The following is a 26,090-nucleotide window of genomic DNA, read 5'->3' as shown; positions in this document are numbered from 1 at the left end:
TGATCGACTGCCTGCTTTCAAAATCGGCGAAGGCTGAACTTGGCGGGAAATGCCGGGCTATTTCAGACCATCCCTAAAGCCCGCCCCTTAACCAAACGTTATAACGCAAATCAAAAAAACAGAGAGGTCCAAATGATTGATTCCATTAATCTACCCAAAAGCGGGAATACAAATGAAACCATCGATCTATCTGTAAGTTCTTCTGTAGTGATCACCGGAGCGAACGGCTCAGGCAAAACAAGATTAGGAGCCTGGCTGGAATTAGAAAGCAGTCAAAAGGATATAGTCCGCAGAATTTCAGCTCAGAAATCTTTATCAATGCCTGATTTTAGCCATACATCAGCAATTGAAGAAGCAGAGTGTGACCTGAAATATGGCTACGCAGACGTCAAGCAAGTCAAGGTCAGTCCAGATCATTGGAAAAAAAGTCACCGATGGGGACAAAAACCCTTCACATACCTCCTGAATGACTATGACAAACTCATGGTGTATTTATTCACGGAGCTATTTCAAAAAACCCTAGATCACTCGGAAGGACGTGCTGCAGAAAACAATTCAATTCTGCATAAAATTAAAACTATATGGGAGGCAGTTCTGCCGCACAGAAAGCTAATTATAGAAGCAGGTAGAATTAAAACAAAAATATCTGACAATAGCGCTGACCAGTATAACGCGTCAGACATGAGCGATGGCGAGCGTGTTGTTTTTTACTTAATAGGGCAATGCCTAACAAGCGAAGCCAACTCAATTTTAGTAATTGATGAGCCAGAACTCCATCTGCACAAATCAATACACTCTAAGCTTTGGTCGGTTTTAGAAAACGAAAGAAGCGACTGTATTTTTGTATACATAACTCATGATCTGGATTTTGCCGCACAAAAATCCAGCTCTGAGAAAATATGGGTGAAATCTTACGACGGCAAAGACTGGGATTGGTCAACTCTGCCAGAGTTCGAAAACCTTCCTGAGGACTTGGTGCTTGAAGTTCTTGGTGCTAGAACCTCTGTAATATTTGTTGAGGGAACTCCTAACAGCTTTGACTTCCAACTATACAGCCTGTTCTATAAAGACTATCTTGTCCTTCCAAAAGGCAGCTGTGAAAACGTCATTCAAATCGTCAAAGGGTTGAAAGAGTCAGGCCTGGTAAATGATAAGAAAATATATGGAATAATTGATCGTGATCGGCGAGTTAACGCCGAGATAGACAATTTAAAAAACCATAACGTCTTTGTTTTAGATGTCGCAGAAGTTGAAAATCTATTTATCCTCCCTGAAATGGTTAAGATCGCGTGCGAGGCACTTGAGCACGACCACGAAGAAAAGCAAAATGAAATAACATTTAAAATTGTTGAGTCGCTACAAAAAGAACTAGACGTACAGATATCCAAGCGCGTATCCGGAGAAATTCGCCATAAGCTTTTATCCTACAACGACAAAGCTAACGGACTGGAAAAAATAAAAACCTCGTACAATCTCGTAACAAGCAGTGTTAATATAGATAAAATTTACGCAACCGTGGCACATGAATTTGATAGCGCAATAGCTAGCAACGACTATCTAAAAATGCTACAGCTTTACAACAGAAAATCCTTGCTCACATTTGCTGGTGAAGTTTTAGGATTAAAAAAAGGAGAGTACGTAAATCTCATAATGCGGATGTCGAAAAACAGGAAAATGGAAGAAGTCCTCTTGGTTCTTAGTCGATACCTTCCGACTTTTGAGGTTGCGGTATAACAAATGGTTCAAACCGTTCGCTTTGCTCACTGGGGCGGGCTAAAGCCCGCCCCTTAACCAAACGTTACATGCCTATTTGAGTCAGCGGAAACCATGAAAACGAAGCTCAAGGAATTCGTCCAACATCTCTATCACGAAGTCGAAGACGAGGGAAAGGCCGAAGAATATATCGACGAGGCATTAACTTATATCGGTTTGATTGTCATGTATTTTAATTCCTTGGAGGCAGCGCTAGATTCCGTTCTATGCGAAAACTTCACGGATCGCACGGACTCAACAGGCCTAATAGTTCTTAACAAAATGAACTATGCAGCTAAAGTAGAGCTTCTAAAAAGATTCGGCGACGACTTTCATACGTGCCAACCAAGGTTAATTGAAGGTTATGACGAGCTAATAAATAATCTAAAAGAATCTGGCAGGCTCAGAAACCTAGTGGTTCATGCAAACTGGGAAACCACAGACGAGGAAGGTTATACTTATGTCAGGTTGAAGATGTCAAAATCCGGCATGCATCAAGAATACATGCAGTTCTCAAAAGAGTCATTGGACAAAATTATTGATTTGATAATCAAAACAACGTTCGATTTGAGCGCCTATTGGGAAGCGCACAATGATGTTCTTTATGGTCGCGTGTAGTCATGTAGCAACTGGTTCAAATCGATCACCACGCTCACTGGGAAGGGCTAAAGCCCGCCCCTTAACCAAGCGTTAGAGAGTCCTGCCTATGAAGAGTCGCCTGACAACCGAAGCTTTTGTAGTTTTCCTACTCGGAGGAACACCTCTGATAGCAAGCTACTTGCTAGGCGGAGCTAAAAACCTCGAAGTAATGACAAAAGCTTTGATAGCTAACAATAACTTTCTCACGTATTATTTAATATCGTTGTTTGTGGCTTTTCTTCTTGTTGGTAGTCTGAATTGGCTAATCTGGAAGCCAACTGATTCGGCCAGAGAAACATGGAGAATCATTACGGCAGTTCTCCATGAAGCAGGTTCTGGAGCGCTAAGTATCATAAGAGTTGCAGCTGGCGTACTTCTTACCTTCCCCTTGATCTGGCTAATCGCTGAGCCTGAAAGCTTTAAAATAGAGAAAGTCGCACATCTTATACTTTATGGAATAATCGCTTACGGTGAATGCGTGATAATTTCTGGCTGGCATAAAGACATGCAGCGTAGAGCAAGGGTGAATCTCTAACGATCCGCTAAAGTCGCTCACTTCGTTCGCCGGGACTGACTAATATCCTCACCGGTTTGGTAGCCCGCACTTTTCGTGATTATTGGTGACGCAAAAAATGTTTACTGAAGGTCTACGATCATTGAGTGTGTTGGAAGCCGAACTATTGCTATGTTCTCCGTGCAGGCTTGTCTGATCTGCTTTGTATGATGCGTACCGTAAGTTGATAGTAATACCGCGTCGAGGCGCTGCGATCTTTAAGATATTGCTGCTCGAACCATCTGTAGTGCTTGAGCTGCCAGCGCCAAGGGTTGTCTCGTCCAAACCGTTTCTGAATCGCTGCCTGCATCGTTTTCGCCTGCCTGATATGTCGCTGCCGTGTGGCATGTGAGCCGGTCAGTACACCTTGTAGAAACAGCTCCATGTCGAACGGCTTGCTCATCGTCTGCCCCCGATATAAGCCGATACCACGTCGATGCGGTTGTGGCCTAACTCCAGGCTGATCTGCTGGCGGGCAGCTCGGTCGAGTTCGCGGTTTTGCTGGTATCCATCACCACCGTTGACGGGCGCCGAGTAACCGGTGATCTGCTCGTAACGTTCGCAGGCATAGGCGGCGCGCAGTTCGTGAAAGCCTTTCAGCCCATGGGCGTGCAGGGTTTCTCGGTCCGGTTTTACGGTATGCTGCAGGAAGGTTTTGTAGTCCTCATCGCGGCTCAGCAAGTTGCGGCTGCCCGTGGGGGAGGCTTGGCGTGCAGCATTTAGTGCTGCTCGAACTTGGCCCGTCATGGTGATCCAGCGTGGCGCGTAGGCGCCTGATCGACCGCCCTTGGTGCCATCCTGAATATTGATCGCGCCGTGTCGATCAGCTTCGCGAAACAAGCGTGGCAGGTCGGCAAGGATGGCTTCGCGTAGGCGCATGCCGGTTTCGCGTGCGAGCAGTAGAATGGCGCTGACGCGCTGTTGCTGCTGATCAGCCAGTGCTTGGAGCAGTGGTCGCAGTTGCTCACGATCCTGGCCTGTGGGCGGTTCGGTTCTTACCGTCGAACGCTGCATACCCAGTGCCTGGCTCGGGCTGGAGAGCCTGACCTGTCGATCACCGCGTATCGCTTCCAAGGTGCGGTTTACGCTGGATAGTCGGTTATGCGCGGTGGCGATGGCCAGGTCGCCCTGGCTGACTTTCTGCTTAAGGTGCTGGGCATATTCGAGCAGGGTTTGTCTGTTGATCTGCCGGGCATCGTTGATGCCTGGGCCTTGCTCGGAGCGGCACCAATCGGCAAAGGCTTTCCAACGATCCGAGTGCGCTTTGACGCTACCGTGATGCCCTTGGCCGAACAGGTCTTTCAGGGCTTGTGGACCGGCATAGCTCATCTGTCTGCCGTAGCCGAAGTTGCGTCCGTTGCGCTTGCCGATCAGTGCCATCTGCGCTCCTGGTGTCCGCTTCGAGGGGAAAACCTGCTAGTCCGCTAGAGTCCCCACAAATGCTGAGCTTCAGCTCGGTTGGTGACTTGCTAGGGTTGCTAGAAAATGCGCGGTTTTATCGGTTCGCAAGCTGGCGACGGGCGCGTGACATAGCGCTCGCCGCAGAACTCGTAGCGATTTTTCTCGTTCAGAAATACCCACTGATGGATCTGCAGCTCGATGAGCACCTTGCGTGCGTAGTCAGTGCTGGTTCGGCAGCAGGTCGGGCCGATTTGAGCGATGCGGTAGGCCGGAAAGGGCTCGGGCCGATGAGCGATGAGCCATTCGAGGAGCTCATGTGCATCCCTGCGTATCTTGGTGTGATGGTCGCCCTTGAGCAGGTCCAGTACTTCGAGCATGTAGTACGCGACCAGGGCTGACGCGCGGATGATGTGCTCAGCCTCTATCTGTTCGCACTCTTCAATGCAGGCCAGGACGCCGGCGATGCGCAGCGTATTCTGCGGCGCCTTCGCGGCGAATGCCCGGGCCTCGTAGAGCTCTCGGCCGTAGTTGAGCTCGTACTCGATCACGTCGTTCACGCCGCACCAGAGGTATTTGGCTTCGTCGGTCAGATGCATGGGCGCGGGCATCAGCGCCCCATCGATGTCTAGCTGCCAGGTGCGTTCAAGCAGGGTGGTGATGCGTTGCTGGTAACGCAGAAGATCGGCGTCCTGAGTCAGGTTGGTATCGTTGTAGAAACGATTGCCCATCAGGTTTTCCGGATAGGTGATCAGGAAGCGCGCCAGAAAGCCTTGGTCCAAGAGCTTCTTGTCCTTCATCAACTCTTCACCCAGATACGGCTGCAGCATCAGGTGCATGCTGAGTCGTCGATGGTAGGCGCGTGTACTTTCACCGGCCATCGAGCGGGCGCGATCAATGTAGTCGCCATCCCAGAGTTTCGAAAAGGTGGTGACGGCCTTCAGGCGGTTATCTCTCTGCATGGTGGTGCTGCCCAGAAACTGGCCGCCTTCACTGTTGAACAGCCCCATGCTGGGGAAGTCCTGGCACAGTCCCTTGATCAGAGCCTCGATGGTCGGCTCGCTGGTAATCAGGCGTGGCTGTTTTGCTTGCGTCATGACACCTGCTGCAGTCATGCGTTGGGCGTGGCTGCCAACCCTGGTCTTCCTGGTATCGGCGGTGAGCTGCTTCCACTGTTTCTCTTCCCACGCCTCTGCAGGTGCAGTGGCCTGCTGATCACTGGAGCTTTTTCGGGTGCCACTGTCGCCCATGGTGAGCAGGAACAGTGACAACGGGTACACGCGGCCATCGAGGTGAACATTGAAATGCGGTTGCGCCGCCAGGGCACTGGTCGCCAGCAGAGACTGTGCAGCCAGAGCTGGCGGAACACAGATGACCTCTGCCATGCGCTCGGCGGCCGGGCCGAGGATATGACCCAGGGCATGGACCGGGTAGCGTACTGACGGGCGACGTCCGAACAGCGGTGCCGGATCTTGCAGCATTTCTCTGGTCATCATCGATGTCTGTCTCCTGTTCGCTTGCCCTCACATTCCCGCCACGCATGCTGAGTGTTATCAGGGATAAAGGCCCCTGCGGCCTGTGAGGGTGTCCGATCACGCTGGACAAGCGGCTCCTTACGACCGGGAGCGTGGGCATCCCATTGATCTGCCTCCTGGCGTCTGCACGCAGACGGGCGGGTAGAGGCTGCAACGGCTGACTAGACCGGTGCCGCGAGACCATGGGCGGGTGACTTGCTCTAATGCGGCGAGCAGGGCGTGCCTGACCGTCAGTCAGGTGCAGCCTGAGCGGGCTGCTGCACTGTCGCGAGCGTTAAAGCGATGCGTGTCCAATCGATTTGTCATGCTGATTGTCACGAGGTGAGTTGCGGCAGAGCCCCATGTGGCCTGGGTTGCAGCAGGATGGTGAGCGTCCGTCTCTTTCCTGGGAAAAGAGACGGACGAAGGTTGGCCCTGGAAAAGTGCCAAGCGGATAGGTTGCTGCAGAGCAGCGAAGTAGGAGGTATTGCCGCAGTGGCAATCGAGGTAGAAGGGCATCCATCACATGGGTAGTGATCGCACGCACCGCCGGATGCTGATCGTGCTTGGGGAGTGAACCACCACAACGTGGCGCAGCCTCAAAGGTTCTGACTGCCTGGGCTTGCTGTCGACGACAGCACTTTGCGGGTTCGTTCTAACGCGCATGATCGGCGCGGGTCAAGGTGGTTCGCTGCCCTGCAGAGCGTCGACCAAACCGAGCTGTAATTGCCTGGCCATTAGTGGTTCTGCCTGGACGAATGGCTGTTCGTCGGCTTTTCAAATGTGAGCCCGCCAAAGTGGGGATGCGGAGCCTCCCCGCTTTGGTGGGCTGAGACGTAAAGGCCTGACAGGCGCAGTGGTCTAGCAGCTATAAAAGCGCGCTAATGGTCTGCGAGCCACGAACGGCAGGGGATCTAGCGGACTAGCAGCTTTGGCAGGGGAGTAGCGTTGAGTGCGATGCGGTGACGTGACCAATATCTGTCGCTGATTAATTTCTGGAGCTGCTTGTGCTTCGAGTGGCGTTTCGTTTATTTCGAATATATGTTGGCCAGATAGAGCCAGCACACAGCTGCATCAGAACCTTGGAGAAAGCCATGACCGCCGACCTCACTCGCATCGTTCTCCCAGATGATCGCGAAATTGCTGCGGCTGCAGAGTCAAGTCGACAGCTGGCCGTCTTTCTGTCTTCCAAGCTGGAAACCCAGCGCATTGAGCTGGTGAGCGCTGATCAGCATCGTCAAACCGTTGAGCTGCCAACATCTGCACTCCGCTTGCTTGGAGAAATTCTCAACGAGTTTGCACTGGGCAATTCCGTCAAGGTTGTTCCTATCCACGCTGAATTGACCACTCAGCAAGGGGCTGACCTGCTCAACGTCTCTCGACCTCACTTGGTGAAACTGTTGGATGAGGGAGTGATCCCGCATACGAAGACGGGGCGTCATCGCCGGGTCAAATTTGCAGATGTAGTGGCATACAAATCACAACGAGAAGCCGAGAGTCACTCCGCCCTGGATGAGATTACGGCTCAGGCACAGGAGCTGGGCTACGAATGAGGCATCCACGACGAAGCTTGATTGTCTGAGCAGTACGAAAGCAGCTACTAAAAGCTGCTTTCGATCCTATTCCTCTCGGCAAACTACTGCTCAGGCCTGAGAGGTTTGCCGATCCCTGCTGACATTGATCGCCGAGGCGGACAGGTTTCCAGTGGCCGCCTGCTGAATGTACTCGCTCCACCAAGCCATCATTGGTCGCCGACGTTCGATGTAGGCAGCCCTGTTGTAGGCGCTGCGTACCTCATCCTTGTCGACGTGGGCCAGTGCGACCTCGATCAGCTCAGGGTCCCAGCCGTTCTCATTGAGAATGGTACTGGCCATGGAGCGCAAGCCATGGCTGACCAGGCGGTCTTGAAACCCCATGCGCTTGAGCGCCATGTTGGCGGTCTGGCTGTTGGCGTGAGTGCGCGGATTTCTGTCGGCAGGAAATACATGCTCCCTCTTGCCGCTGAGCGGTCTCACCGTTTCTAGCAGTGCGAGTGCCTGATCTGTCAGTGGGATGGTGTGCGGGCGACGTTTCTTCATGCGCTCAGCCGGGATGGTCCACAGGCGCTTTTCGAAGTCGATATCGGCCCAGCGGGTGGTCGCTGCTTCTGCGGGGCGAGTCATGGTGTGCAGCTGCCATTCGATCAGACAGCGGGTGATGCGCTTGATGCTGGCGTTGGCGATTTCCATCATGAGTTCTGGCAACTCTTCAGGCGGTAGCGCGGCCATATTCTCTTTTTTCGGTTTCTTGAATACCGCTCGGATACCGCTGAGCGGGTTGGAGAAGATCAGCCCGGTGTTAACGCCATAGGTCATGATTTCGTTGAGCCGCTGGGTGACCCGCTTAACCGTTTCAAGGCTGCCTTTGGCTTCGAGCGGACGAAGCAGTTCGATCACCATGGGCGCGGTGATCTTTATCAGCGGTGTGCTCTTCATGCTCGGCAGCACGTGCAGTGCGAGCGAGCGCCAGATGTCCTCGGCGTAGGCCGGAGTAACCGAGTCTTTCTTCAGTTCGAACCAGGCGAGGGCGACGTTCTCGAAGGTATGTTCGTTCTCGGCTCGTTTTGCTTCATTCAGCGTGCTGCGCTGCACCTTGGGATCGATGCCCCGTGCGAGCAGCTCGCGAGCTTCGACGGCCATCTTTCGTGCGTTCGCCAGTGACAGTTCGGGGTAGGTCCCGAAGCCCATGTTTATTCGTTTTTTGGTCACCGGTTCGCGGTAGTTGAAGTTCCACAGCAGCGAGCCGTTGCTGCGTACGCGGAGCTGCAAACCGTCACCGTCGGTAAGGACGTAATCCTTAGACGCCGGTTTGACTGCCTTGAGTTGTCGGTCTGAGAGGCGGAGGGCTGGAGCAGGCATGAGATCTACCTCAGGCGCTTTTTGGTATTCCAAAGATTAGCCTCAGAGGGCTTGGAATACCACTTGGAATACCCGAACGGTCGGAACTCGGTGGATGTCAAAAAGCCTTGATGGCGCTGAAAGCCCCGTATTTACTGGGTTTCAGGCACAAAAAAAGACGTCCGTGGACGTCTTTAGATGTTGTAGTGGTGGAGCCGGGGGGATTTGAACCCCCGTCCGCCAGTTCGCCGCTATCGGTTCTACATGCTTAGCCATCTCTATTGAGTTAACTCCGCGCCGCCCGAGTGGCAGGGTGCTTGGAGCGAGCTGCATGAGTTTTAGCCGTTACACCTGCAGCGAGCTTGGCGGCGATCCTGTTCTATCTGACTGACCTAATCGTCGGGTTTACAGGCATCCCCTAGGGTCAGCTAGCGGCACTTAGGCGGCTAGAGCGTAGTTGTCGTCGTTGGCAACTATAAAGTTGTGGCAGCTGATTTACGAGAACTGTCACCTACTCGGCATGCCCCTCAAGTTTTGTTACCGGCGTCGAATCCTAATCGGCCCCGAGCAACGCTCTCGCGAGGTTGGACGAGCAGTGTACGGCAATCGCCCGCAAGCGTCGACCTCCTCCGCAATGAGGATTGTCATGGTGCGTTTTTCCGTCATTATGAGGCCCCGCGTCGGACTCGCGCCTGCCTCGATGCCATCGGATCGGAACCTTATGAAAAGAACGCCTTTCGCCCTTGCCCTGCTGACTGCCGCCATCACACCCCATGCCATGGCGGAAACCGCCACTGAGCTGGATTCGCTGATCATCACGTCGCCACGCACCACGACCAACTGGCTGCAATCGCCTATCTCGATCAGCGCCGTGGACGCTTCGGAAAAGCCAGGCGAGCAATCGCTGACGTTGGACACCTTGCTCGCACCGGTCCCCGGCACGGTGGTGCAGAGCCGTTACAACGCGGCCCAGGGCATGCGCCTGTCGATTCGAGGCTTCGGTTCGCGCTCCAGCTTTGGTGTACGCGGCGTGCGCGTGCTGGTGGATGGCGTGCCATTGACCATGCCCGATGGGCAGACGGAAATGGACGGTGTGGACAGCGGTCTGGTCGAACGCATCGAAGTGATTCGCGGCCCGGCGTCGACCATCTATGGCAACGCCGCCGGTGGTGTGCTGGCAATCCAGACACGCGAGCCTGGCGTCGAGCCTTATAGCGCGGTGGACATCAGCGCCGGCGAGTTGGGTTACCGCCGTACCCGGGCCGAGACCAGCGGAACGGTCGGCAACCTGGGCGGCCTGCTGGCCTTCAACTCCACGCAACTGGACGGTTTTCGCGATCACGGCCGAGCCGAGGCCAACAGCCTGACCGGCAAGGTGCGCTGGCAGACGGAGGCGGGGCGGCTGGGTATCAACCTCAACGCCCTGGATAACCGCTCTGAAGATCCGGGCGCACTCAGTCTGGCGCAGGTGAAAGCCAGCCGCAGCAATGTCCGCCCGGCCGTGCTCCAGTACGACTCCGACGAGCGAATCCGCCAGCAGCGCCTGGCAGTACTCTGGGAAGGCTACACCGGTGGACCCGATACCTATCAGGTGCGCAGCTACGTGGGCCAGCGCAACTTTGGTAACCGACTGCCGATCAGCAACCGTGGCATGACCAGCTACGACCGTCTGTTTGCAGGCGTAGGCGCGCAATACACCCACCATGCGAACTGGTTCGGCCTGCCGCAGAAGATCACCGGCGGAGTGGATCTCGAATCGCAGCGCGATGACCGTGATCGTCATACCAACCTCAGCGGTGAGACCGGCGCGTTGACTCTGGAGCAACGGGAACGCGCCGAAAGCCGGGGCATTTTCCTCGAAGATGAGATAACCCTGGCCGATCGCTGGCTGATGACGCTGGGCGTACGCCGCGACAGCGTTCTACTCAAAGTGGAAGACCATTACCTGTCGGACGGCGACAACTCCGACAAGCAAACCCTGAGCGACTGGAACTACAGCTGGGGCTTGAGCTACCAGCTCGACGACCATCATGTGATCTACGGGCGCTATGCGACCTCGTTCGAAACCCCGACCACCAACGAACTGGCCAATCCCACGAGTGGCGGCTTCAACACCTCACTTGGCTCGGCCGACGCGGTCAACCGGGAGATTGGCCTGAAGGGGGAGTGGCCGAATGTCCACTACGAGATCGCCCTGTACAGCATGCGCCTGGAAGATGAGCTGGTGCCCTACACCATCGGCAGCTCGACCTACTACACCAACGCCGGCAAATCCAGCCGCGACGGCCTCGAAGCCAGCCTGGACTGGCAGTCGAGCGAGCGCTGGCGCTGGTCCGCGGCCTACAGCTACAACCGCTATCGCTTCACCGACTTCACCACCACGGCCGGAAACTATGACGGCAACCGCATCGCCGGCATTCCCCGCCAGACGCTGTTCAGCGAACTGGCCTATGACGCCGAGGCCTGGTACACCCGCGTCAACGTGCAAGCCTTCGGTCATCAATACGCCGACAACGCCAACCAGGCACGGGTGGCAGGTTATGCGCTGGTCAATGCGCGTCTCGGTGCTCGCTTCAGTTGGCAGGGGCAGACCTTCGAACCCTACGTAGGCCTGGACAACCTGTTCAACCGCGATTACTACGACAACCTGCGCATCAACGACAGCAACGGCTTCTACTACGAGCCCGCGCCTGGCCGTACGCTCTACGCAGGCGTGAAACTCAGCTTCTGATCGCCCAGTGCCGCGGGTCGTCGACCACCGCCTCGTGCTCGGCGAACATCAGCGGCAACTCCACCTTGAGGAAGTCGACCCAGGTCCGCACCTTGGCGTCGAGGAAGCGACGCGACGGGTAGACCGCATGGATTTCCCGCTCGCGCAGCCGGTAGCTCGGTAGCAAGCGCTTGAGGTGACCTTCGCGAAGGAACTGGGTCACGGTATAGAACGGCAGCAGGCTGATGCCCATTCCAGCCTGCGACGCCTTGGCCACCGACTCGGCGACGTTGCAGCGAAAGGTCTGGCCCGGCATCACTACGTATTCCCCACGCTCATCGCTGAACGACCAGCCGCCATGGACGAAGTCCTGCAGATGCAGGCAACAGTGACCCTCCAACTGGCGGGGTTCGCTCGGTATGCCATGCGCGGCCAGATAAGCCGGCGAGGCGCATGGCACGCTGTAGAACCGCCCCAGCGGCAAGGCGACCATCTGTGAGTCCGGCAATGCCTGGGTGACGGAGATCACCACGTCATGCCCTTCCTCCAGCGGGTCGGGGTTGTGCTGGGACAGGGTCAGGTCGAAGGCGACCTCCGGGTAAAGCTGGTTATACCGCGCGATCAGCGGCGTGATCAGGATGCCCAGGCCGTTCATGCAATGAATACGCAGGCGACCGCTGGGTTTGAGGTGAGCGCCGCGCGCCTCGACCGTCGCCTCTTCCACTTCCCCGAGAATCTGCCGACAGCGCAGCAGAAAGCGCTCGCCGGACTCGGTCAGCATCAGTCGCCTGGTGGTGCGTTGCAGCAAGCGGGCTTGCAGATGCGCCTCCAGGTCGGCCACCAGCCGCGAAACCTGGGCATTGGACAGGTCGAGGGAATTGGCCGCCGCGGTAAAGCTGCCACTTTCCACCACGCGGACGAACACGCGCATGCCGTTGATCAAATCCATGGATGCCTCCTATTGCTACGCAATAGGTAAAGGTTAATCCATGAAAGGTATCTTTGTTGCCAATATCAAAGGAATAAAATGGCACCGTACCAAGCCAAAAGAGGACGCCACCATGATCAATAAACCCTTTGCCCTGGCCCTGATGCTGATCGCTGGCAGCGCAGCGGCAGCCGATACCCAGACGGCCGATGCAAGCAGCGAGCCGGCGGTTACCTATGAGTACGGCATGAATCTGGATATCAAGCATGTGATTTCCACCAGCCAGATCCCCGATAGCTGCAAGCTCGAACAGGCCACCATGGTTTATGAGGACAGCCAAGGCCAGGTTCATACCCTCAACTACAAAGTGATGGGCGGCTGCCTCGGTTAAGCCCTCCCCATGCGCCCCGCGGCGAGGCGCGATAAATCTCCTTCCTTCCATCGCCGCGCTCCCTCCCTCGTATTACCGCCCACGAAACAACTGGAACTCCAGCCCCGGCCTGCCAGACGAAATCAATGAACGGCTGACTCCGTTCTCTCCACCCTGGTCCGGCAGCCGCCATACGAGTCCCCCGCTCTGGTTGCCGGGCACTTTTTAATTCACCTGTCTTGTGCGGCGCTCGCTTGCGGTAACCTAATCGACCCGAACGAACCGATCACAGGACTGAACATGAGCCTCTCCAGCGCAGCGAAAACCCGCTACACCACCAAGGCCTATGACGCGAACCGCAAGATCCCGCAGGAAACCATCGATGACCTGCTCGACCTGCTGCGCCACAGCCCATCCTCGGTGAACTCGCAGCCCTGGCATTTCGTGGTGGCGTCCACCGATGAAGGCAAGGCACGCATCGCCAAGGGCACCGACGCCAATTTCGCCTACAACGAGCCCAAGGTGCTCAACGCCTCTCATGTCGTCGTGCTGTGCACTCGCACCGATATGACCGAAGACCACCTGAATGCCGTGCTGGAGCAAGAGAGCGCCGATGGCCGCTTCGCCAACGATGGCGCCAGGGCCACCCAGGACAACACCCGCCGCAGCTATGTGAGCCTGCACCGCTATGAGCAGAAAGACCTGCAGCACTGGATGGAAAAGCAGACCTACCTGGCCCTTGGCACGCTATTGCTGGCCGCTGCCGAGCAAGGTATCGACGCCACGCCGATGGAGGGTTTCGACTTCCGCAAGCTGGATGAGGAACTGGGCCTGCGCGGCAAGGGCTTCACCAGCCTGGTGCTGGTCAGCCTGGGTTATCGCAGCGACAAGGACTTCAACGCCACCCTGCCGAAATCGCGCCTGAGCGAAGAAGTCGTGATTACCCGCCTCTGATCGCATTGATCGCTCCCACGCAGAGCATGGGAACGACCAATACGGTTATTTCCTGTCGCTCGGCCAATCCGGGTAGCGGCGCTCCTCGGGAGCAGGCGGGACATACTGGTACAGCCAGGTTTCGCTGAGCGCCTCCTTGTTGTCGGCACGACGCAGGTAGGCGCGGATGTTCACCGGCTCGACGCTGTCGCTGGTCGGCACCCAGTCGAACTGGGCGCGGAAGCCGATAAGTTCGGGATGCAGGGCGAGGATGTTGTAGTCCTTGACCTGGCCGTGGGAGGCGTCCACCACCACTTCGATGGCCTCCCTCCAGTCCATCGTCTGCAACGGGCCGCCAGTGAAGTCGATGGCGAAGCGCCGCGCCCACTCTTTCGGCCAATGCTCGCCCGGAGCCCAACCCAAGGTGAAGCCGCCCATGCCGGACCGGGTAGCCTGCACTTGCGCCAGGGTCGGCCTGACCGGCGGCAGCGCGGCCCAGTACAGCTTGTAGCCGAAGTTCAGCGCTGTGCCGGGCTCGATCGCCTGCTTGGGGCTCCAGAAGCAGACGATGTTGTCCATGGTCTCCCCGGTGGTGGGAATCTCCAGTAGATCGATGCTGCCCTCGCCCCACTGGGTGGTCGGCTCGACCCACAGGCTGGGCCGGCGGCTGTACCAGACCACGGTGTCCTGGAAGGACTTGAAATCATGGTCCGACTGCACCAGGCCGAAGCCTTTCGGGCTGTTGTCGGCGAAGGCGTTGAACTGCAGCTTTTCCGGATTGTTCAACGGACGGCAGACCCACTCGCCATTGCCGCGCCACATGGACAGGCGGTCGCTGTCATGGATCGCCGTGGCAATGAAATCGCATTTTTTCCGCTCGTGGCCACCGCAGGCGAACATGCTGGTCATCGGCGTGACCCCAAGTTGTTTGATCGCCTTGCGCGCGTTGATGTGGGCATCGACAGTCATCACCACCTGGGTTTCCTGGCAGTCGATGTCGAAGCGATAGGCACCGGTCGCGCTCGGCGAATCGAGCAAGGCATAGACCACGAAATGGGTGGCGTCCCTGGCCGGTGTCTCGAACCAGAACTCGATGAAGTCGGGGAATTCCTCCGGCTTGTCGCTGAACGTATCGATGGCCAGGCCACGGGCGGAAAGGCCGTACTGGCCGGTGTTATCCACGGCACGGAAGTAGCTGGCGCCGAGGAAGGAAACCACGTCGTACTTGTCGATGTTCGGCTGCTTGAACACCTTGAGCCCGGCGAAGCCCAGGTCGCCCTGGAGTTGCGAAACGTCCACCCCGCTCTTGCCGTACTCGAACAGATCGGGACGGAAATGCACCTCGCGGGCCACGCGGGTCCGGGGATCGACCGCGTGCATGCGCACGGGTTGGCGAAAGCCCATGCCAACGTGGAAGAACTGCACGTCCAACTGCCCACCCAGCTCGTTCCACAGCGAATGCCGCGGGTCGTACTGGATGGCGTTGAATTGCTGCGGGCTCATCTTCGCCAGGGTCTCGGGCAGCACCTCGGCGGTGCTCTTGTACGCACTGCCAGCCATGCGCTTGGCGCGGGCCTGCAGTTGCTTGAAATCGAAGGGTTCGGCCTCGCCGTCGGCAGTGGCAGCGAAGCTTTGCACGGCCATCAGGCTGGCCGGCAGCCCGGTCATGGCAGCCAGCGCCATGGAGGCTTTGAGGAGGTTACGTCTATGCATGGGCATCCCTAAAAACATGGTGTCTGCATGGGGCGGCGAAAAGCCTATAACAGAGGGCCGCGATTTCCACATGGTTCCGTCTGCAGTTTGTAACGGGATGAACGTCATGCCGTACGTAGATAAGCTGCCGTGGCCACGCAAGGCCTGGTGCACGCCGGATCGCCATCGGCCAGGAGCGGAAGCTATCCGGGAACTCCCTGGCCCGCTCACCGTCGTTAATAGCAGGGCCTTTCATCGGCCCTCGCGCCGTCCTGGCATGAGCGTGCTATAGCTGACAGGCCAACCGACCCACGCCGCACGCGGGCATCGCGTCCGTGACGGCACTCGCAGCGAGGTAGATCCCATGTCCCTCAAGCAATGTGTCCATCGCGACTACACCGTTACCGCCGATGTCATCGAACACCCTGGCATTCCCACGCCCTGGGCCGGCGGTGTGCATATCACCACACCAGACGGGCGCACCACCAAACGCATCGCCCTGCCAGTGAAACACGCCTTCCTCGAAGACCTGGACAAGGCCCAGCGCGCCTCCCTGGCCCATGGCCGCTGGCTGGTCGACCAGAGCCTGAATGAAGGGCGTGATCTGTTCCAGAGTGCCAACAACTGAACCGGCCGGGAGCCGACAGGCCGGATTCTGTCGGCTTCCCGCTAGCTGCGTAACCTGTATCCGCTCTTGAAGATCCACGCGACCACGGCGATGCACAGCAGCAGGAAGCCCAGGGTCATGCCGATGCTGACCCACACGCTGACGTCCGCCACACCGTAGAAGCTCCAGCGAAAACCGCTGATCAGGTACACCACCGGGTTGAACAGGGTGAGCTTCTGCCACAGCGGCGGCAGCATGCTGATCGAGTAGAAGCTGCCGCCGAGGAAGGTCAGCGGCGTGATGATCAGCGCCGGCACCACCTGCAGTTTTTCCCAACCGGTCGCCCAGATGCCGATGATGAAACCGAACAGGCTGAAGGTCACCGCCGTCAATACCAGGAACAACAGCATCACCGCCGGATGGGCGATCTCGAAATCGACGAACAGCCGCGCGGTGAAGAGGATGATCAGGCCCAGCACGATGGACTTGGTCGCCGCCGCGCCAACGTAGCCGACGAGGATTTCGAAGAACGACACCGGCGCCGAGAGCAACTCGTAGATGCTCCCCGAATACTTGGGCATGTAGATGCCGAACGACGCGTTGGAAATGCTCTCGGTCAACAGCGCCAGCATGATCAGGCCCGGCACGATGAACGCGCCATAGCTCACGCCCTGGACCTCGGTCATGCTCGAACCGATGGCCGAGCCGAACACCACGAAGTACAGCGACGTGGAAATCACCGGGGTGGCGATGCTCTGCAACAGGGTGCGCCAGGTGCGGTGCAGTTCGAACAGGTAGATGGCGCGAATCGCATAGAGGTTCATGCCGACGCCCTCACCAGGTTGACGAAAATATCCTCCAGCGAGCTTTCGCTGGATTGCAGGTCCTTGAAATCGATGCCGTTGCGGTCGAGATCGCGCAGCAGCTCGGCGATGCCGGTGTGCTCGTGCTGCGAGTCGAAGGTCAGCACCAGGGCATGGCCGCCATCGGCCAGTTCCAGGGGATAACCCGCCAGGGCCTCGGGAATCGCGCCCAGCGGTTGCTTGAGCTGTACGCTGAGCTGCTTCTTGCCGAGCTTGCGCATCAGCACGTCCTTGTCCTCGACCAGAATGATCTCGCCCTTGCGGATCACGCCGATGCGGTCGGCCATTTCCTCGGCCTCCTCGATGTAGTGGGTGGTGAGGATGATGGTCACGCCACGTTCGCGCAGGCGCCGCACCATTTCCCACATGTCGCGGCGCAACTCGACGTCGACGCCCGCGGTGGGCTCGTCGAGGAACAGGATCGACGGCTCGTGGGACAGCGCCTTGGCGATCATCACCCGGCGCTTCATGCCGCCCGACAGTTCGTAGATCTTGGCGTCGCGCTTGTCCCACAGCGACAGGTCGCGCAGCAGCCGTTCGAGGTAAGCCGAGTCGGGCTTCTTGCCGAACAGGCCACGACTGAACTTGACCGTGGCCCAGACGGTTTCGAACACGTCGCTGACCAGTTCCTGGGGCACCAGGCCGATCTGCGAGCGCGCCGCGCGGTAGTCGGCGCGGATCTCCTTGCCGGCGACCAGCACCTTGCCATTACCCGGGTTGACGATGCCGCAGATGATGCTGATCAGGGTGGTCTTGCCCGCGCCGTTGGGGCCGAGCAGCGCGAAGATTTCACCGTGACGAATCTCAAGGTTGATGCTCTTCAGCGCGGGATGGCCCGACGCGTAAGTTTTGGTGAGGTTCTCAACCGAGATGGCTGATTGCACGTTGACGCCTCGTCTGAAGGAAAGGCGCCATTGTAGACCGAACAGTCAGATCGGTTGGCCGTATCGTGCTTGTTGCATCTCGCGCAGCCGGCTCAACGTGCGGCGGAACGGAAACGCCAGGTAACCCTCTGCGTACAGCGCCTCCATGGGCACCTCGGCCTCAAGATACAGCGGTATGCGCCGGTCGTAGCACTCGTCGACCAGGGCGATGAAACGCCGCACGCTGTCGTCGCTCTTGGCCAGCGCCGGCAGCTCGCGATCACCGGCGACCACCCGCTCGACACCATCCTCGGTGCCACGGGCGATCTTCGCCTCGCGCTGCCGGCCACCCAGTCGCGGCACTTCGCTGAGCAGCACGTGGGCGAAACGGTCGCACAAGGCGATGAAGTCCAGCGCGGCCAACGGCAACTGGCAGAGGTCGGCGTAACGACACCACAGCACGTTGTCGCTGCGCCGTACCACCGGCACCTGGCGATGGCCGAGTTCGATGGGTTCCCGGGACACGCCCTGCCCGTCGGCCAGTTGCTCGAACACGCTGGCCAACGCGCTGGGCCGATCGGCCCGGGCCTGCCAGTAACGCTGCTGCAAGGCGCCCGGATGCAGGCGATGATCCTGCTCGCCATTCACCGAGACCACCTGCATATGCCGGCCGATGGCTTCGATGGCCGGCAGGAAACGCTCGCGGTTGAAACCGTCGCCATACAATTGTTCGGGCGGCTGGTTGGAGGTCGCCACCAGCACCACGCCTTCCTCGAACATCACCAGCAGCAGGCGCCCGAGCAGCATGGCATCGCCGATATCGCTGACGAACAGCTCGTCGAAGCACAGCACCCGCACCTCGCTCGCCAGTTCGCGGGCCAGGGCGCGCAACGGGTCGGCCGTACCGCTGAGCTGGAACTGGCGCTGGTGTACCCAGCGCATGAAGTGATGGAAATGCTGGCGCCGCGAAGGCACTTGCAGGCTGCGCTGGAAGCAGTCCATCAACCAGGTCTTGCCGCGCCCGACCGGGCCCCACAAGTAGACGCCCGGGGTCTCGACTCCGGCGTGCAGCGCCTGATGGCAGCGCTCCAGGATCTCGACCGCCCGCAGTTGCGCCGCATCGACGGCAAAACCCGAGGCCAGCGCGTGCTGGTAGGCATTCATGGGAGACGGCGTGGCGGCGGGCATGTTCGGACCTGACGGACGAAAGTGCCACAGGGTACAGCGCGCTGCGCCCCGGCACATAGCGCGAATAGATAGACCGATGTCGACCCCAGACATCCGCGCAGCGCACCGCCGACCTATGGTGAACGCCATTTTTGCGTGTCACTTCAGGAGCAGCCCCATGGCCAACAAACCGATCACCGTACTGCGCGATACCCAACCCCTTCCGGTCGTCGACGCCTGCAAATGGGAACGCATCGAGGGCGAGCCGCACACCGTCAACCTCAATGCCTACACCTCCGATGACGGCAGCAAGATCATGGGTACCTGGATCTGCACGCCCGGCAAATGGCGCGTCGAGTACGTGAAGTGGGAGTACTGCCACTTCCAGGAAGGCTACTGCATCATCACCCCGGACGGCCTGGAGCCAATCCACCTGAAGGCCGGCGACATCTTCGTGGTCGAGCCCGGCATGAAAGGCACCTGGGAAGTGGTCGAGACGGTGCGCAAGTACTTCGTGTTCGCCTGATCCGGCCTACGCAGCGCTCTTCCTGGTAGAGCCACGCAGCAGCGGTGCCATCAGGTCCTGATAGGCAACGGCTGGCATGCGACTGCATCAGGCGTCGGGACTCACAGGTACTTCAACCAGGCAATATCCCGGCGCCGTGCCTTCAACGCGGAAAACCAGCGCACCGGCGGGTAATGCGCCACGGCCAGCAACAATGCCGCCAGCCACACGGCGGCGACGGAGTCGAAACCGAAGTAGGTGCCCTGATCGAGGCCGAACGCCGCCACGGCGATCAGGTACAGCACCCTCAACACATACAGGTGCAACAGGTAGAAGAACATCGGCGCCGAACCGAACACCGCCAGCACGGTGATCCAGCGACGCTCGCCGACACGCTCGAAGCCACGCAGCAGCAACAGGCCGATGCTCAGGGTCAGGGTCAGGAACAGCAGTGACGGGGGATACTTGGTGATGTTGAAGAGGCTCATCAACGTCTGCACCGTCGTATCGGCGACCTGCCAGGGCTGCTCGCCGTAGGTATTGATCAGGCGCAGCACAGAGAAACCGAACAGGCCAGCTATTCCGCAGGCCAGCAGGCGTCGCTGGCGTACCAGCGCATCGGCACCCCGACCGAACCACGGGCCGATGACATAGCCCAGGCCGATCACCCCGATCCATGGCAGCACCGGGTACGACAGGCGCAGACGCAAGCTTTCGGTTACTTCGATCCAGCCGCGCTCGTGCAACGCCATCCACGCCACATGCAACGGCGACTCGGGGCCGAAATGCACGCCGTCGAGCAGGTTATGCCCGGCGATGATCGCCACGCTCAGCACCAGCAGCGCCCCGCGCGGCAACCAGACCAGCAGCGACAGCGCCAGCATGCTCAGGCCGATGGCCCAGATCACCTGCATGTAGATGACGGTTGGCGGGAACTGGAAGGTCCAGGCAAAGCTGACCAGGGTGAACTCCAGCGCCACCAGAAACAGGCCGCGCTTGAACAGAAAGGCACTGACGTCGCCCTTGCCCTGGTACTTCTCGCCGAACAGGTAGGCCGACAGGCCGGTTAGCAACACGAACACCGGCGCGCACAGATGCGCCAGGGTACGGCTGACGAACAGCGCGGGCTCTGTGCCGGCCACGTCCATGGGATCGCTGACCTGACGATGCAGAAAGAAGGTTTCGCGCACGTGATCCAACAACATGAACAGGATAACCAGGCCGCGCAGGGCGTCGATGGACAGCAGGCGGACCGCGCCCGGGGATGAAGGGGTTTGAGACATCGAGGGGTTCGCAATACGAAAGGTGAACGATCAGGCTGGATGAGCCATTTCAAAGCACTGGAAATAGTAGTTACCGTATAACATATGAATCAAGCACATCCGATAACGCCCGGCCATGAGCGTTACACCACAACGGTAGGCGCCGAGCCTGCTCCAGCGATGTCACGGGGAGAACCTCCCGGGAGCCTGGCGATGGTCATGCTGGTCCAGGCCGGCACGCCCGCCGTTGCCACAAGCCCGAGCAGTTGGGCCGAGGACCGCTTCAAACAGATCATCGACCGTATCGCGCAGCAGGGAAATCGCCATGTACACGCTCGGCCGGCTGGCCTTACTGCCAGCACTCATGACCCTGTGCACCGAGGCCGTCGCCCGTTCGGCCCAGGAGCAGGCCAACGGATTCCTCGAAGACGGCACATGGAACCTGCTCAACCGTAGCGTCTACGACAACCGCGAATACCGTAACGGCGGGCGCAACGGCTCGGCACGCAACACCTACAAAGCGGCCAGCGAGCACAATGGCTACGCCGAGGAATGGGCCTACGGCCTGATGGGCACCTTTCAATCGGGATTCACCCAGGGCACTGTCGGTGTCGGTGTGGATGCCCACGCCTACTACGGTCTCAAGCTGGACAGCGGTGGCGGCCGCACCGGCAAGGCACGGCTGCTCAGCCTCGACAACGCGGGCGAGCCGAAAGACGACTATGCACGCGCGGGCGCCGCGCTGAAGCTGCGCGTCTCCTCGACCGTACTCAGCTACGGCGAACAGCGGGTGAAAACGCCGCTGTTCAGTTCGTCCGACAGCCGCCTGTTGCCAGAAACCGCCACCGGCTTTTTTCTCACCAGCAACGAGATCGACGAGCTCAAGCTGGTCGCCGGACACTTCACCGAGAGCACCGACCGCAACGCCTCCAGCCATGATCGCGGCTTCGTGGTGACGTACTCTAACGGCCGCCAAGGCAAGCATTTCGACCTGGCTGGCGCGGTGTACGGCGGCATCGAAAACCTCAGTGCCAGTCTCTACACCTCGGTCTACGAGGCCAGCTGGCGCCAGCACTACCTGAACCTCGCCTTCAGCCAAGCGCTGGACGACGCACAGAACCTGTCCTTCGACCTGAACCTGTATCGCACCACCAATACCGGCAAGGCTTACTCCGGCAAGATCGACAACACCACCTGGAGCCTGATGGGCCGCTACGCCAATGGCCCGCACGCCTTGAGCCTGATCTACCAGCATGTCGACGGCGATACACCGTTCGACTACGTAACCCGTGGCGCGATCTTCATCGGCAACTCGGTGCAGATGTCCGACTTCAACGCACCCAACGAACAGTCCTGGCAAGTGCGCTACGACCTGGCCATGGCCCGCTTCGGCATACCGGGCCTGACCCTGAGGGCGGCATACATACGGGGCAGCGGCATCGATGGCACGCATGTCGATCCAAGCGGCGGCTACGCCTACCTGGGCTATGGCAAAGGCGGCAGGCATTGGGAGCGCGACCTGCTGGCGCGTTACGTGATGCAGAGCGGCGTCGCCAAGAACCTGGCCCTGTCGGTGCAGCACAACCTGCATCGGGCGAATACCGCCCAGGCGGAACTCGATGGCGAGCAGATCCGGGTGGCGGTCGAATACCCGCTTGGCGGCGAATTCTAGGCGACGAGGGCAGGGCAACACACATTCATTTCATGGCCTGTGCGCACTGCCTTCGACTGCGCGCATGGTCAAGCAGGAGGCGCACGGCACGGCCAAAAGTCGTAAGCCTTGTCATGCTTTTTCAACAGCACCTTGATATGATGCCCGCCTTCGTTGGGGAGTAACCTGCTGCGGCATGCTTTGCGCAGCGTTCGTATCAACATTCTTGGCTTGTTGCCATGGTACGGACACCGCTCGCGGTTGGTGAGACCAGCGACCTATCCATGCCTAAAGTCGGGCGCGTGGGTATGTCGCTGTACTCATAGCCCGGCTGGTAGTAACCCGTGAGCCTGATTTCCCTTCTTTTCCTGGCCATGGCCATGTCGACGGACGCCTTCGCGGCAGCCATCGGCAAAGGTTCGAGCCTGCATAAACCCAAGCTGACCGAGGCGCTGCGAACAGGCCTGATATTTGGCGTGATCGAAGCCATAACCCCAGTGATCGGCTGGGGTATCGGTAACGTCGCGTCCCGCTTCGTGCAGAACTGGGACCACTGGATCGCCTTCACCCTGTTGATCATCCTGGGCCTGCACATGATCTACAACGGCGTGAAGCACGATGACGAAGAAGAGGAAAAACCCAACCAGCACTCCTTCCTGGTGCTCGCCGTCACCGCCTTCGCCACCAGCATCGACGCCCTGGCAGTCGGCGTGGGCCTAGCCTTCGTCGACGTAAACATCTTCGTCGCGGCCCTGGCCATCGGCCTGGCGACCATGACCATGGTCACCATCGGCGTGATGCTCGGCCGCGTACTCGGCACCATGGTTGGCAAACGTGCCGAGATCATCGGCGGCATCGTGCTGATGCTGGTCGGCGTCACCATTCTCTACGAACACCTCGCAGGCTGATGGCCTGAGCGCCGTTGGCGGGCCTGGATGGAGCATTCATTTGTGCTCCCCGGGGCCGCCAGGCAAATCCCCCATCCTCTCGAGAGCCACTCGATACCTCTCGCTATATGCATATGAATATAGCGATACTGCCCCCTGTGCCCGAGCCAACCTTCCAGGCACGCTAGAACAACAACAGCGTCGCCCGAGCGCGGCAGCCGTGATGTGTCGGCCACCAAGCCTCGAACCTGGAGTTCACTGCCATGTTCATCCGACAACTGAATTACCTCGTCGCCCTGGCCCAGGAAAAACACTTCGGCCGTGCCGCCGCGGCCTGCCATGTCTCCCAACCGGCGCTTTCCGGGGCGATCCGCAGCATCGAGGAGGAATTGGGCATCGTCATCGTGCAGCGTGGACGACGCTTCGAAGGCTTCACCAAGGACGGCGAGCGCGTGCTGGCCTGGGCCCGTCGCGTGCTGGCCGATTGCGAAGGACTGCGCCAGGACGCCCGCGCCGACGAGAACGACCCGGTCGGCGTGCTGCGCATGGGGGTGATCCCGGCCGCGCTGCCACTGGTGCCGATGCTCACCCAATGCTGCCTGGGCCGCTATCCGCGCATGCGCCATGAGATCCATACGCTGTCCGCCGAAGAGATCCTGCGCAAGATCAACGAGTTCGAACTGGACCTGGGCCTGAGCTACATGGACGACCAGCGCCTGGCCAACTACAGCGCCAGTACGGTGCTGCGCGAACACTACGTGCTGGTCGCCGCCAGTGAAACGATGTTCGACTCGACCGAACCCGTGTCCTGGGAGCAGGTCAGCGCCCTGCCCTTGTGCATGCTGACCACCAACCTGCAATGCCGCCGGGGCATCGACGACGTGTTCGCGACCAAGGCCCTGACTATCCGTCCACAGGTAGAGACCGACTCGCTGACAGCCCTCTGCGCGCACATTCGCCACGCAGGCTTCTACAGCATCCTGCCGCACAGCATCTTGTGTCAGGCGGATATCGTCGGGCAGTTATGCGTCCGTCCACTGTCTCCCGGCCTGCAACGGGACATCGGCCTGATCGTGCGCGACCAATCCGTGCAGGGCCCCCTGCTCGAAGCCGCCTTGCGCAGCTTCGACAGCCTCGACCTGCAGGCCTGGGCGGATAGTTTCTTGCCGGAAATCGCCAAGCGAATGCCTGTCACGGTCGCGTCCTGACCGTGACAGGTGCTTTCAACGCCTGGCTTTGCGATAGCCCCAACTGACCACCAGCAGGACCAACGCGCCCGCCAGGGTCGGCAACAGCAGGAAATCCCAGCCTGGCTGCGCCAGGAAGATGATCACCGGGTTGCTGCCGGCTGGCGGATGCACGGTGTCGCTGGCGATCATCAGCATCGCCGCGAGCGCACCGGCCAGTGCCATGAAATACCAATCGCCACCCAGCAGATGCAGGCACGCCAGGCCGACGGTGGAGGAAATCAGATGCCCGCCGATCAGGTTGCGGGGACGCGAGAACGGCCCGTCGGGAAAGCCGAACAGCAAGACGCACGACGCACCGAACGATCCCATGACCCAGGCATTGCCCGTGAAGTGGGCCAGGGCACCCACGGCGCCCAGCCCCACGAACACGCCCAGCCCTGCCAGCAGGATGTTGATCGCCCGGCCGCGTGCGGCGCTACCGACGGCTGACGTCGAGAGCGCCACGACTCAGCCCTTCTTGAAGCGTGCCGCTTCTTCCGAGCCCTTGGTCGCGTTGCCGGCACTGTAGGAGTGCGCACCGACGCCGGCCAGCTTGCCGCCCTGGACGATCAGGTATTCGTTGCGGATCGGCCGGTTCTCGAAATAGCACTCGAGAATCTCGCGGGTGCCGGCGGCGTAGCGGGTCTGCGCCGACAAGCTGGTGCCGGAGATGTGCGGCGTCATGCCGTGATGCGGCATCTTGCGCCATGGGTGATCGGCCGGCGCCGGTTGCGGGAACCACACATCGCCGGCATAGCCCGCCAACTGGCCGTTTTCCAGGGCCGCGGCGATGGCGTCGCGGTCGCACAGCTTGCCGCGCGCGGTGTTGATCAGGTAGGCGCCGCGCTTGAAGTTCTTCAGCGTGTCGGCGTTGATCATGTGCTCGGTTTCCGGGTGCAGCGGGCAGTTCAGGGTCACCACGTCGCAGACCCTGGTCAGGCTTTCCAGGCTGGTGTGGTGCGTGAGGTTGAGTTCTTTCTCCACGGATTCGGGCAGGCGGTGACGGTCCATGTAGTGCAGCTTGACGTCGAACGGCTTGAGCAGGCGCAACACGCGCAGGCCGATGCGGCCGGCAGCCACGGTGCCGACGTTCATGCCTTCCAGGTCGTAGGAGCGGGCCACGCAGTCGGCGATATTCCAGCCGCCCTTGAGCACCCAGTTGTAGGACGGGATGTAGTTGCGCACCAGGCCGAGGATCATCATCAGCACGTGTTCGGCCACGCTGTTGCTGTTGCAGTAGGTCACCTCGGCGACGGTGATGCCGCGATCCATGGCGGCCTGCAGGTCGGTGTGGTCGGAGCCGATGCCGGCGGTGACGATCATCTTCAGCTTGGGCGACTTGGCGATGCGCTCGGCGGTCATGTAGGCCGGCCAGAACGGCTGGGAAATGACGATCTCGGCGTCGTGCAGGTGACGATCCAATTCGCTGTCCGCACCGTCCTTGCTGGAGGTCACGATCAGCTCATGGCCGTTGGCTTCCAGGTATTTGCGCAGGCCCAGCTCGCCGCTGACGCTGCCCAGCAACGTACCTGGCTGGAAGTCGATCGCCTTGGGCGTGGGCAGCGTCTGCCCGTCCGGGTAGCGCTCCAGGACAGGCAGGTCGTCGCGCGCATAGCTTTGCGGGTAGCCGGTGACCGGATCGTCATAGAGCACACACACTATTTTGGCCATTCTCTTCTCCTTGTTCTGGA

General features: G+C 59.3%; 24 protein-coding genes, 1 other RNA gene and 1 riboswitch. Of the genes, 12 read left to right on the top strand and 13 right to left on the bottom strand.

What is annotated here, in order from left to right; translation table 11 throughout:
• Window positions 1-132 precede the first annotated feature (132 nt).
• The 3 genes from ACSZPK_RS17975 to ACSZPK_RS17965 all read left to right on the top strand — a co-directional run bounded on the left by ACSZPK_RS17975 (window position 133) and on the right by ACSZPK_RS17965 (window position 2,926).
• Window positions 133-1,734 (top strand): DUF4435 domain-containing protein, encoded by a 1,602-nt coding sequence (locus tag ACSZPK_RS17975; RefSeq protein WP_437882858.1) that lies wholly within the window; start codon window positions 133-135, stop codon window positions 1,732-1,734.
• 93 nt (window positions 1,735-1,827) lie between these two features.
• Window positions 1,828-2,370, top strand: a complete 543-nt coding sequence (locus ACSZPK_RS17970; RefSeq protein WP_437882856.1) for a hypothetical protein — start codon at window positions 1,828-1,830, stop codon at window positions 2,368-2,370.
• 88 nt (window positions 2,371-2,458) lie between these two features.
• Window positions 2,459-2,926, top strand: a complete 468-nt coding sequence (locus ACSZPK_RS17965) for a hypothetical protein (protein ID WP_437882854.1) — start codon at window positions 2,459-2,461, stop codon at window positions 2,924-2,926.
• 148 nt (window positions 2,927-3,074) lie between these two features.
• On the opposite strand, the gene ACSZPK_RS17960 is transcribed toward ACSZPK_RS17965, so the two are convergent.
• The 3 genes from ACSZPK_RS17960 to ACSZPK_RS17950 form a co-directional block, all read right to left on the bottom strand.
• Window positions 3,075-3,347 (bottom strand): hypothetical protein, encoded by a 273-nt coding sequence (locus ACSZPK_RS17960; RefSeq protein WP_437882853.1) that lies wholly within the window; start codon window positions 3,345-3,347, stop codon window positions 3,075-3,077.
• Complete coding sequence (locus tag ACSZPK_RS17955) at window positions 3,344-4,324, bottom strand: integrase domain-containing protein (RefSeq protein WP_437882851.1); 981 nt, start codon at window positions 4,322-4,324, stop codon at window positions 3,344-3,346. Before ACSZPK_RS17955 ends, ACSZPK_RS17960 begins: the two co-directional genes overlap by 4 nt.
• A 98-nt stretch (window positions 4,325-4,422) precedes the next feature.
• Window positions 4,423-5,838 (bottom strand): YfjI family protein, encoded by a 1,416-nt coding sequence (locus ACSZPK_RS17950; RefSeq protein ID WP_437882849.1) that lies wholly within the window; start codon window positions 5,836-5,838, stop codon window positions 4,423-4,425.
• A 1,112-nt stretch (window positions 5,839-6,950) separates the two neighbouring features.
• Here ACSZPK_RS17950 and ACSZPK_RS17945 point away from each other — a divergent pair.
• Window positions 6,951-7,409 carry a helix-turn-helix domain-containing protein gene (locus ACSZPK_RS17945; RefSeq protein ID WP_437882847.1) on the top strand — a complete coding sequence of 153 codons (459 nt, stop codon included), beginning with the start codon at window positions 6,951-6,953 and terminating at the stop codon, window positions 7,407-7,409.
• Between the two features lie 90 nt (window positions 7,410-7,499).
• Here ACSZPK_RS17945 and ACSZPK_RS17940 read toward each other — a convergent pair whose 3' ends face one another.
• Window positions 7,500-8,753 carry an integrase domain-containing protein gene (locus ACSZPK_RS17940; protein WP_437882845.1) on the bottom strand — a complete coding sequence of 418 codons (1,254 nt, stop codon included), beginning with the start codon at window positions 8,751-8,753 and terminating at the stop codon, window positions 7,500-7,502.
• Window positions 8,754-8,939: 186 nt separating this feature from the next.
• Window positions 8,940-9,297, bottom strand: a transfer-messenger RNA (tmRNA) gene (gene ssrA / locus ACSZPK_RS17935).
• 156 nt (window positions 9,298-9,453) lie between these two features.
• Between ssrA and ACSZPK_RS17930 the strand changes: the two genes are divergently transcribed.
• The gene (locus ACSZPK_RS17930; protein WP_437882843.1) at window positions 9,454-11,463 is read left to right on the top strand and encodes a TonB-dependent receptor family protein; all 2,010 of its coding nucleotides are present in this window, start codon (window positions 9,454-9,456) and stop codon (window positions 11,461-11,463) included.
• On the opposite strand, the gene ACSZPK_RS17925 is transcribed toward ACSZPK_RS17930, so the two are convergent.
• Window positions 11,453-12,391 carry a LysR family transcriptional regulator gene (locus ACSZPK_RS17925; RefSeq protein ID WP_437882841.1) on the bottom strand — a complete coding sequence of 313 codons (939 nt, stop codon included), beginning with the start codon at window positions 12,389-12,391 and terminating at the stop codon, window positions 11,453-11,455. The two genes, ACSZPK_RS17930 and ACSZPK_RS17925, sit on opposite strands and share 11 nt — an antisense overlap.
• Before the next feature lie 40 nt (window positions 12,392-12,431).
• Here ACSZPK_RS17925 and ACSZPK_RS17920 point away from each other — a divergent pair, with 40 nt between their 5' ends.
• Together ACSZPK_RS17920 and nfsB are read left to right on the top strand one after the other, a co-directional pair.
• Window positions 12,432-12,761 (top strand): DUF2790 domain-containing protein, encoded by a 330-nt coding sequence (locus tag ACSZPK_RS17920; RefSeq protein WP_437882839.1) that lies wholly within the window; start codon window positions 12,432-12,434, stop codon window positions 12,759-12,761.
• Between the two features lie 279 nt (window positions 12,762-13,040).
• Window positions 13,041-13,694 carry an oxygen-insensitive NAD(P)H nitroreductase gene (gene nfsB / locus ACSZPK_RS17915; RefSeq protein WP_437882837.1) on the top strand — a complete coding sequence of 218 codons (654 nt, stop codon included), beginning with the start codon at window positions 13,041-13,043 and terminating at the stop codon, window positions 13,692-13,694.
• A 45-nt stretch (window positions 13,695-13,739) separates the two neighbouring features.
• Here the strand turns inward: nfsB and ACSZPK_RS17910 are convergent, their stop codons facing one another.
• On the bottom strand, window positions 13,740-15,386 hold the full coding sequence (locus tag ACSZPK_RS17910; protein ID WP_437882835.1) for a glucan biosynthesis protein: 1,647 nt from the start codon (window positions 15,384-15,386) through the stop codon (window positions 13,740-13,742).
• 343 nt (window positions 15,387-15,729) lie between these two features.
• Between ACSZPK_RS17910 and ACSZPK_RS17905 the strand changes: the two genes are divergently transcribed.
• Window positions 15,730-15,993 (top strand): hypothetical protein, encoded by a 264-nt coding sequence (locus ACSZPK_RS17905; protein WP_437882833.1) that lies wholly within the window; start codon window positions 15,730-15,732, stop codon window positions 15,991-15,993.
• Window positions 15,994-16,034: 41 nt separating this feature from the next.
• Here the strand turns inward: ACSZPK_RS17905 and ACSZPK_RS17900 are convergent, their stop codons facing one another.
• From ACSZPK_RS17900 to zapE, 3 genes are read right to left on the bottom strand one after another with little or no spacing between them, the layout of a single operon-like run.
• Window positions 16,035-16,796 carry an ABC transporter permease gene (locus ACSZPK_RS17900; RefSeq protein ID WP_437882831.1) on the bottom strand — a complete coding sequence of 254 codons (762 nt, stop codon included), beginning with the start codon at window positions 16,794-16,796 and terminating at the stop codon, window positions 16,035-16,037.
• On the bottom strand, window positions 16,793-17,719 hold the full coding sequence (locus ACSZPK_RS17895) for an ABC transporter ATP-binding protein (protein ID WP_437882829.1): 927 nt from the start codon (window positions 17,717-17,719) through the stop codon (window positions 16,793-16,795). Before ACSZPK_RS17895 ends, ACSZPK_RS17900 begins: the two co-directional genes overlap by 4 nt.
• 45 nt (window positions 17,720-17,764) lie before the next feature.
• A complete protein-coding gene (gene zapE, locus ACSZPK_RS17890) occupies window positions 17,765-18,886 on the bottom strand; it encodes a cell division protein ZapE (protein ID WP_437882827.1) in 1,122 nt (373 codons plus the stop codon).
• Between the two features lie 157 nt (window positions 18,887-19,043).
• Here zapE and ACSZPK_RS17885 point away from each other — a divergent pair, with 157 nt between their 5' ends.
• Entirely contained in the window at window positions 19,044-19,391 is a 348-nt protein-coding gene (locus tag ACSZPK_RS17885) for a cupin domain-containing protein (protein ID WP_437882825.1), read from the top strand.
• A gap of 101 nt (window positions 19,392-19,492) precedes the next feature.
• On the opposite strand, the gene ACSZPK_RS17880 is transcribed toward ACSZPK_RS17885, so the two are convergent.
• Window positions 19,493-20,653: a DUF1624 domain-containing protein gene (locus ACSZPK_RS17880; RefSeq protein WP_437882824.1), complete on the bottom strand. Its 1,161-nt coding sequence runs from the start codon at window positions 20,651-20,653 to the stop codon at window positions 19,493-19,495.
• A 304-nt stretch (window positions 20,654-20,957) separates the two neighbouring features.
• Here ACSZPK_RS17880 and ACSZPK_RS17875 point away from each other — a divergent pair, with 304 nt between their 5' ends.
• The 3 genes from ACSZPK_RS17875 (at window position 20,958) to ACSZPK_RS17865 (ending at window position 24,378) form a co-directional block, all read left to right on the top strand.
• Window positions 20,958-22,304 carry an OprD family porin gene (locus ACSZPK_RS17875; protein ID WP_437882822.1) on the top strand — a complete coding sequence of 449 codons (1,347 nt, stop codon included), beginning with the start codon at window positions 20,958-20,960 and terminating at the stop codon, window positions 22,302-22,304.
• 143 nt (window positions 22,305-22,447) lie between these two features.
• A riboswitch (yybP-ykoY riboswitch) is annotated at window positions 22,448-22,619 on the top strand.
• Between the two features lie 8 nt (window positions 22,620-22,627).
• Window positions 22,628-23,191: a manganese efflux pump MntP gene (mntP, locus tag ACSZPK_RS17870; protein WP_437882821.1), complete on the top strand. Its 564-nt coding sequence runs from the start codon at window positions 22,628-22,630 to the stop codon at window positions 23,189-23,191.
• 242 nt (window positions 23,192-23,433) lie between these two features.
• Complete coding sequence (locus ACSZPK_RS17865) at window positions 23,434-24,378, top strand: LysR family transcriptional regulator (RefSeq protein ID WP_437882820.1); 945 nt, start codon at window positions 23,434-23,436, stop codon at window positions 24,376-24,378.
• 15 nt (window positions 24,379-24,393) lie between these two features.
• Here the strand turns inward: ACSZPK_RS17865 and ACSZPK_RS17860 are convergent, their stop codons facing one another.
• Both ACSZPK_RS17860 and ACSZPK_RS17855 read right to left on the bottom strand, forming a co-directional pair.
• On the bottom strand, window positions 24,394-24,864 hold the full coding sequence (locus ACSZPK_RS17860) for an HPP family protein (protein ID WP_437882819.1): 471 nt from the start codon (window positions 24,862-24,864) through the stop codon (window positions 24,394-24,396).
• A 3-nt stretch (window positions 24,865-24,867) separates the two neighbouring features.
• Entirely contained in the window at window positions 24,868-26,070 is a 1,203-nt protein-coding gene (locus ACSZPK_RS17855) for an NAD-dependent formate dehydrogenase (protein ID WP_437882818.1), read from the bottom strand.
• Window positions 26,071-26,090: the final 20 nt, after the last annotated feature.

The organism is Pseudomonas sp. LRF_L74 (assembly GCF_965644255.1).
In the GTDB taxonomy this organism is placed as follows: domain Bacteria; phylum Pseudomonadota; class Gammaproteobacteria; order Pseudomonadales; family Pseudomonadaceae; genus Aquipseudomonas.
Note: the sequence above shows the minus strand (reverse complement) of the source record. Positions and strands in the feature narration are given on the sequence as shown.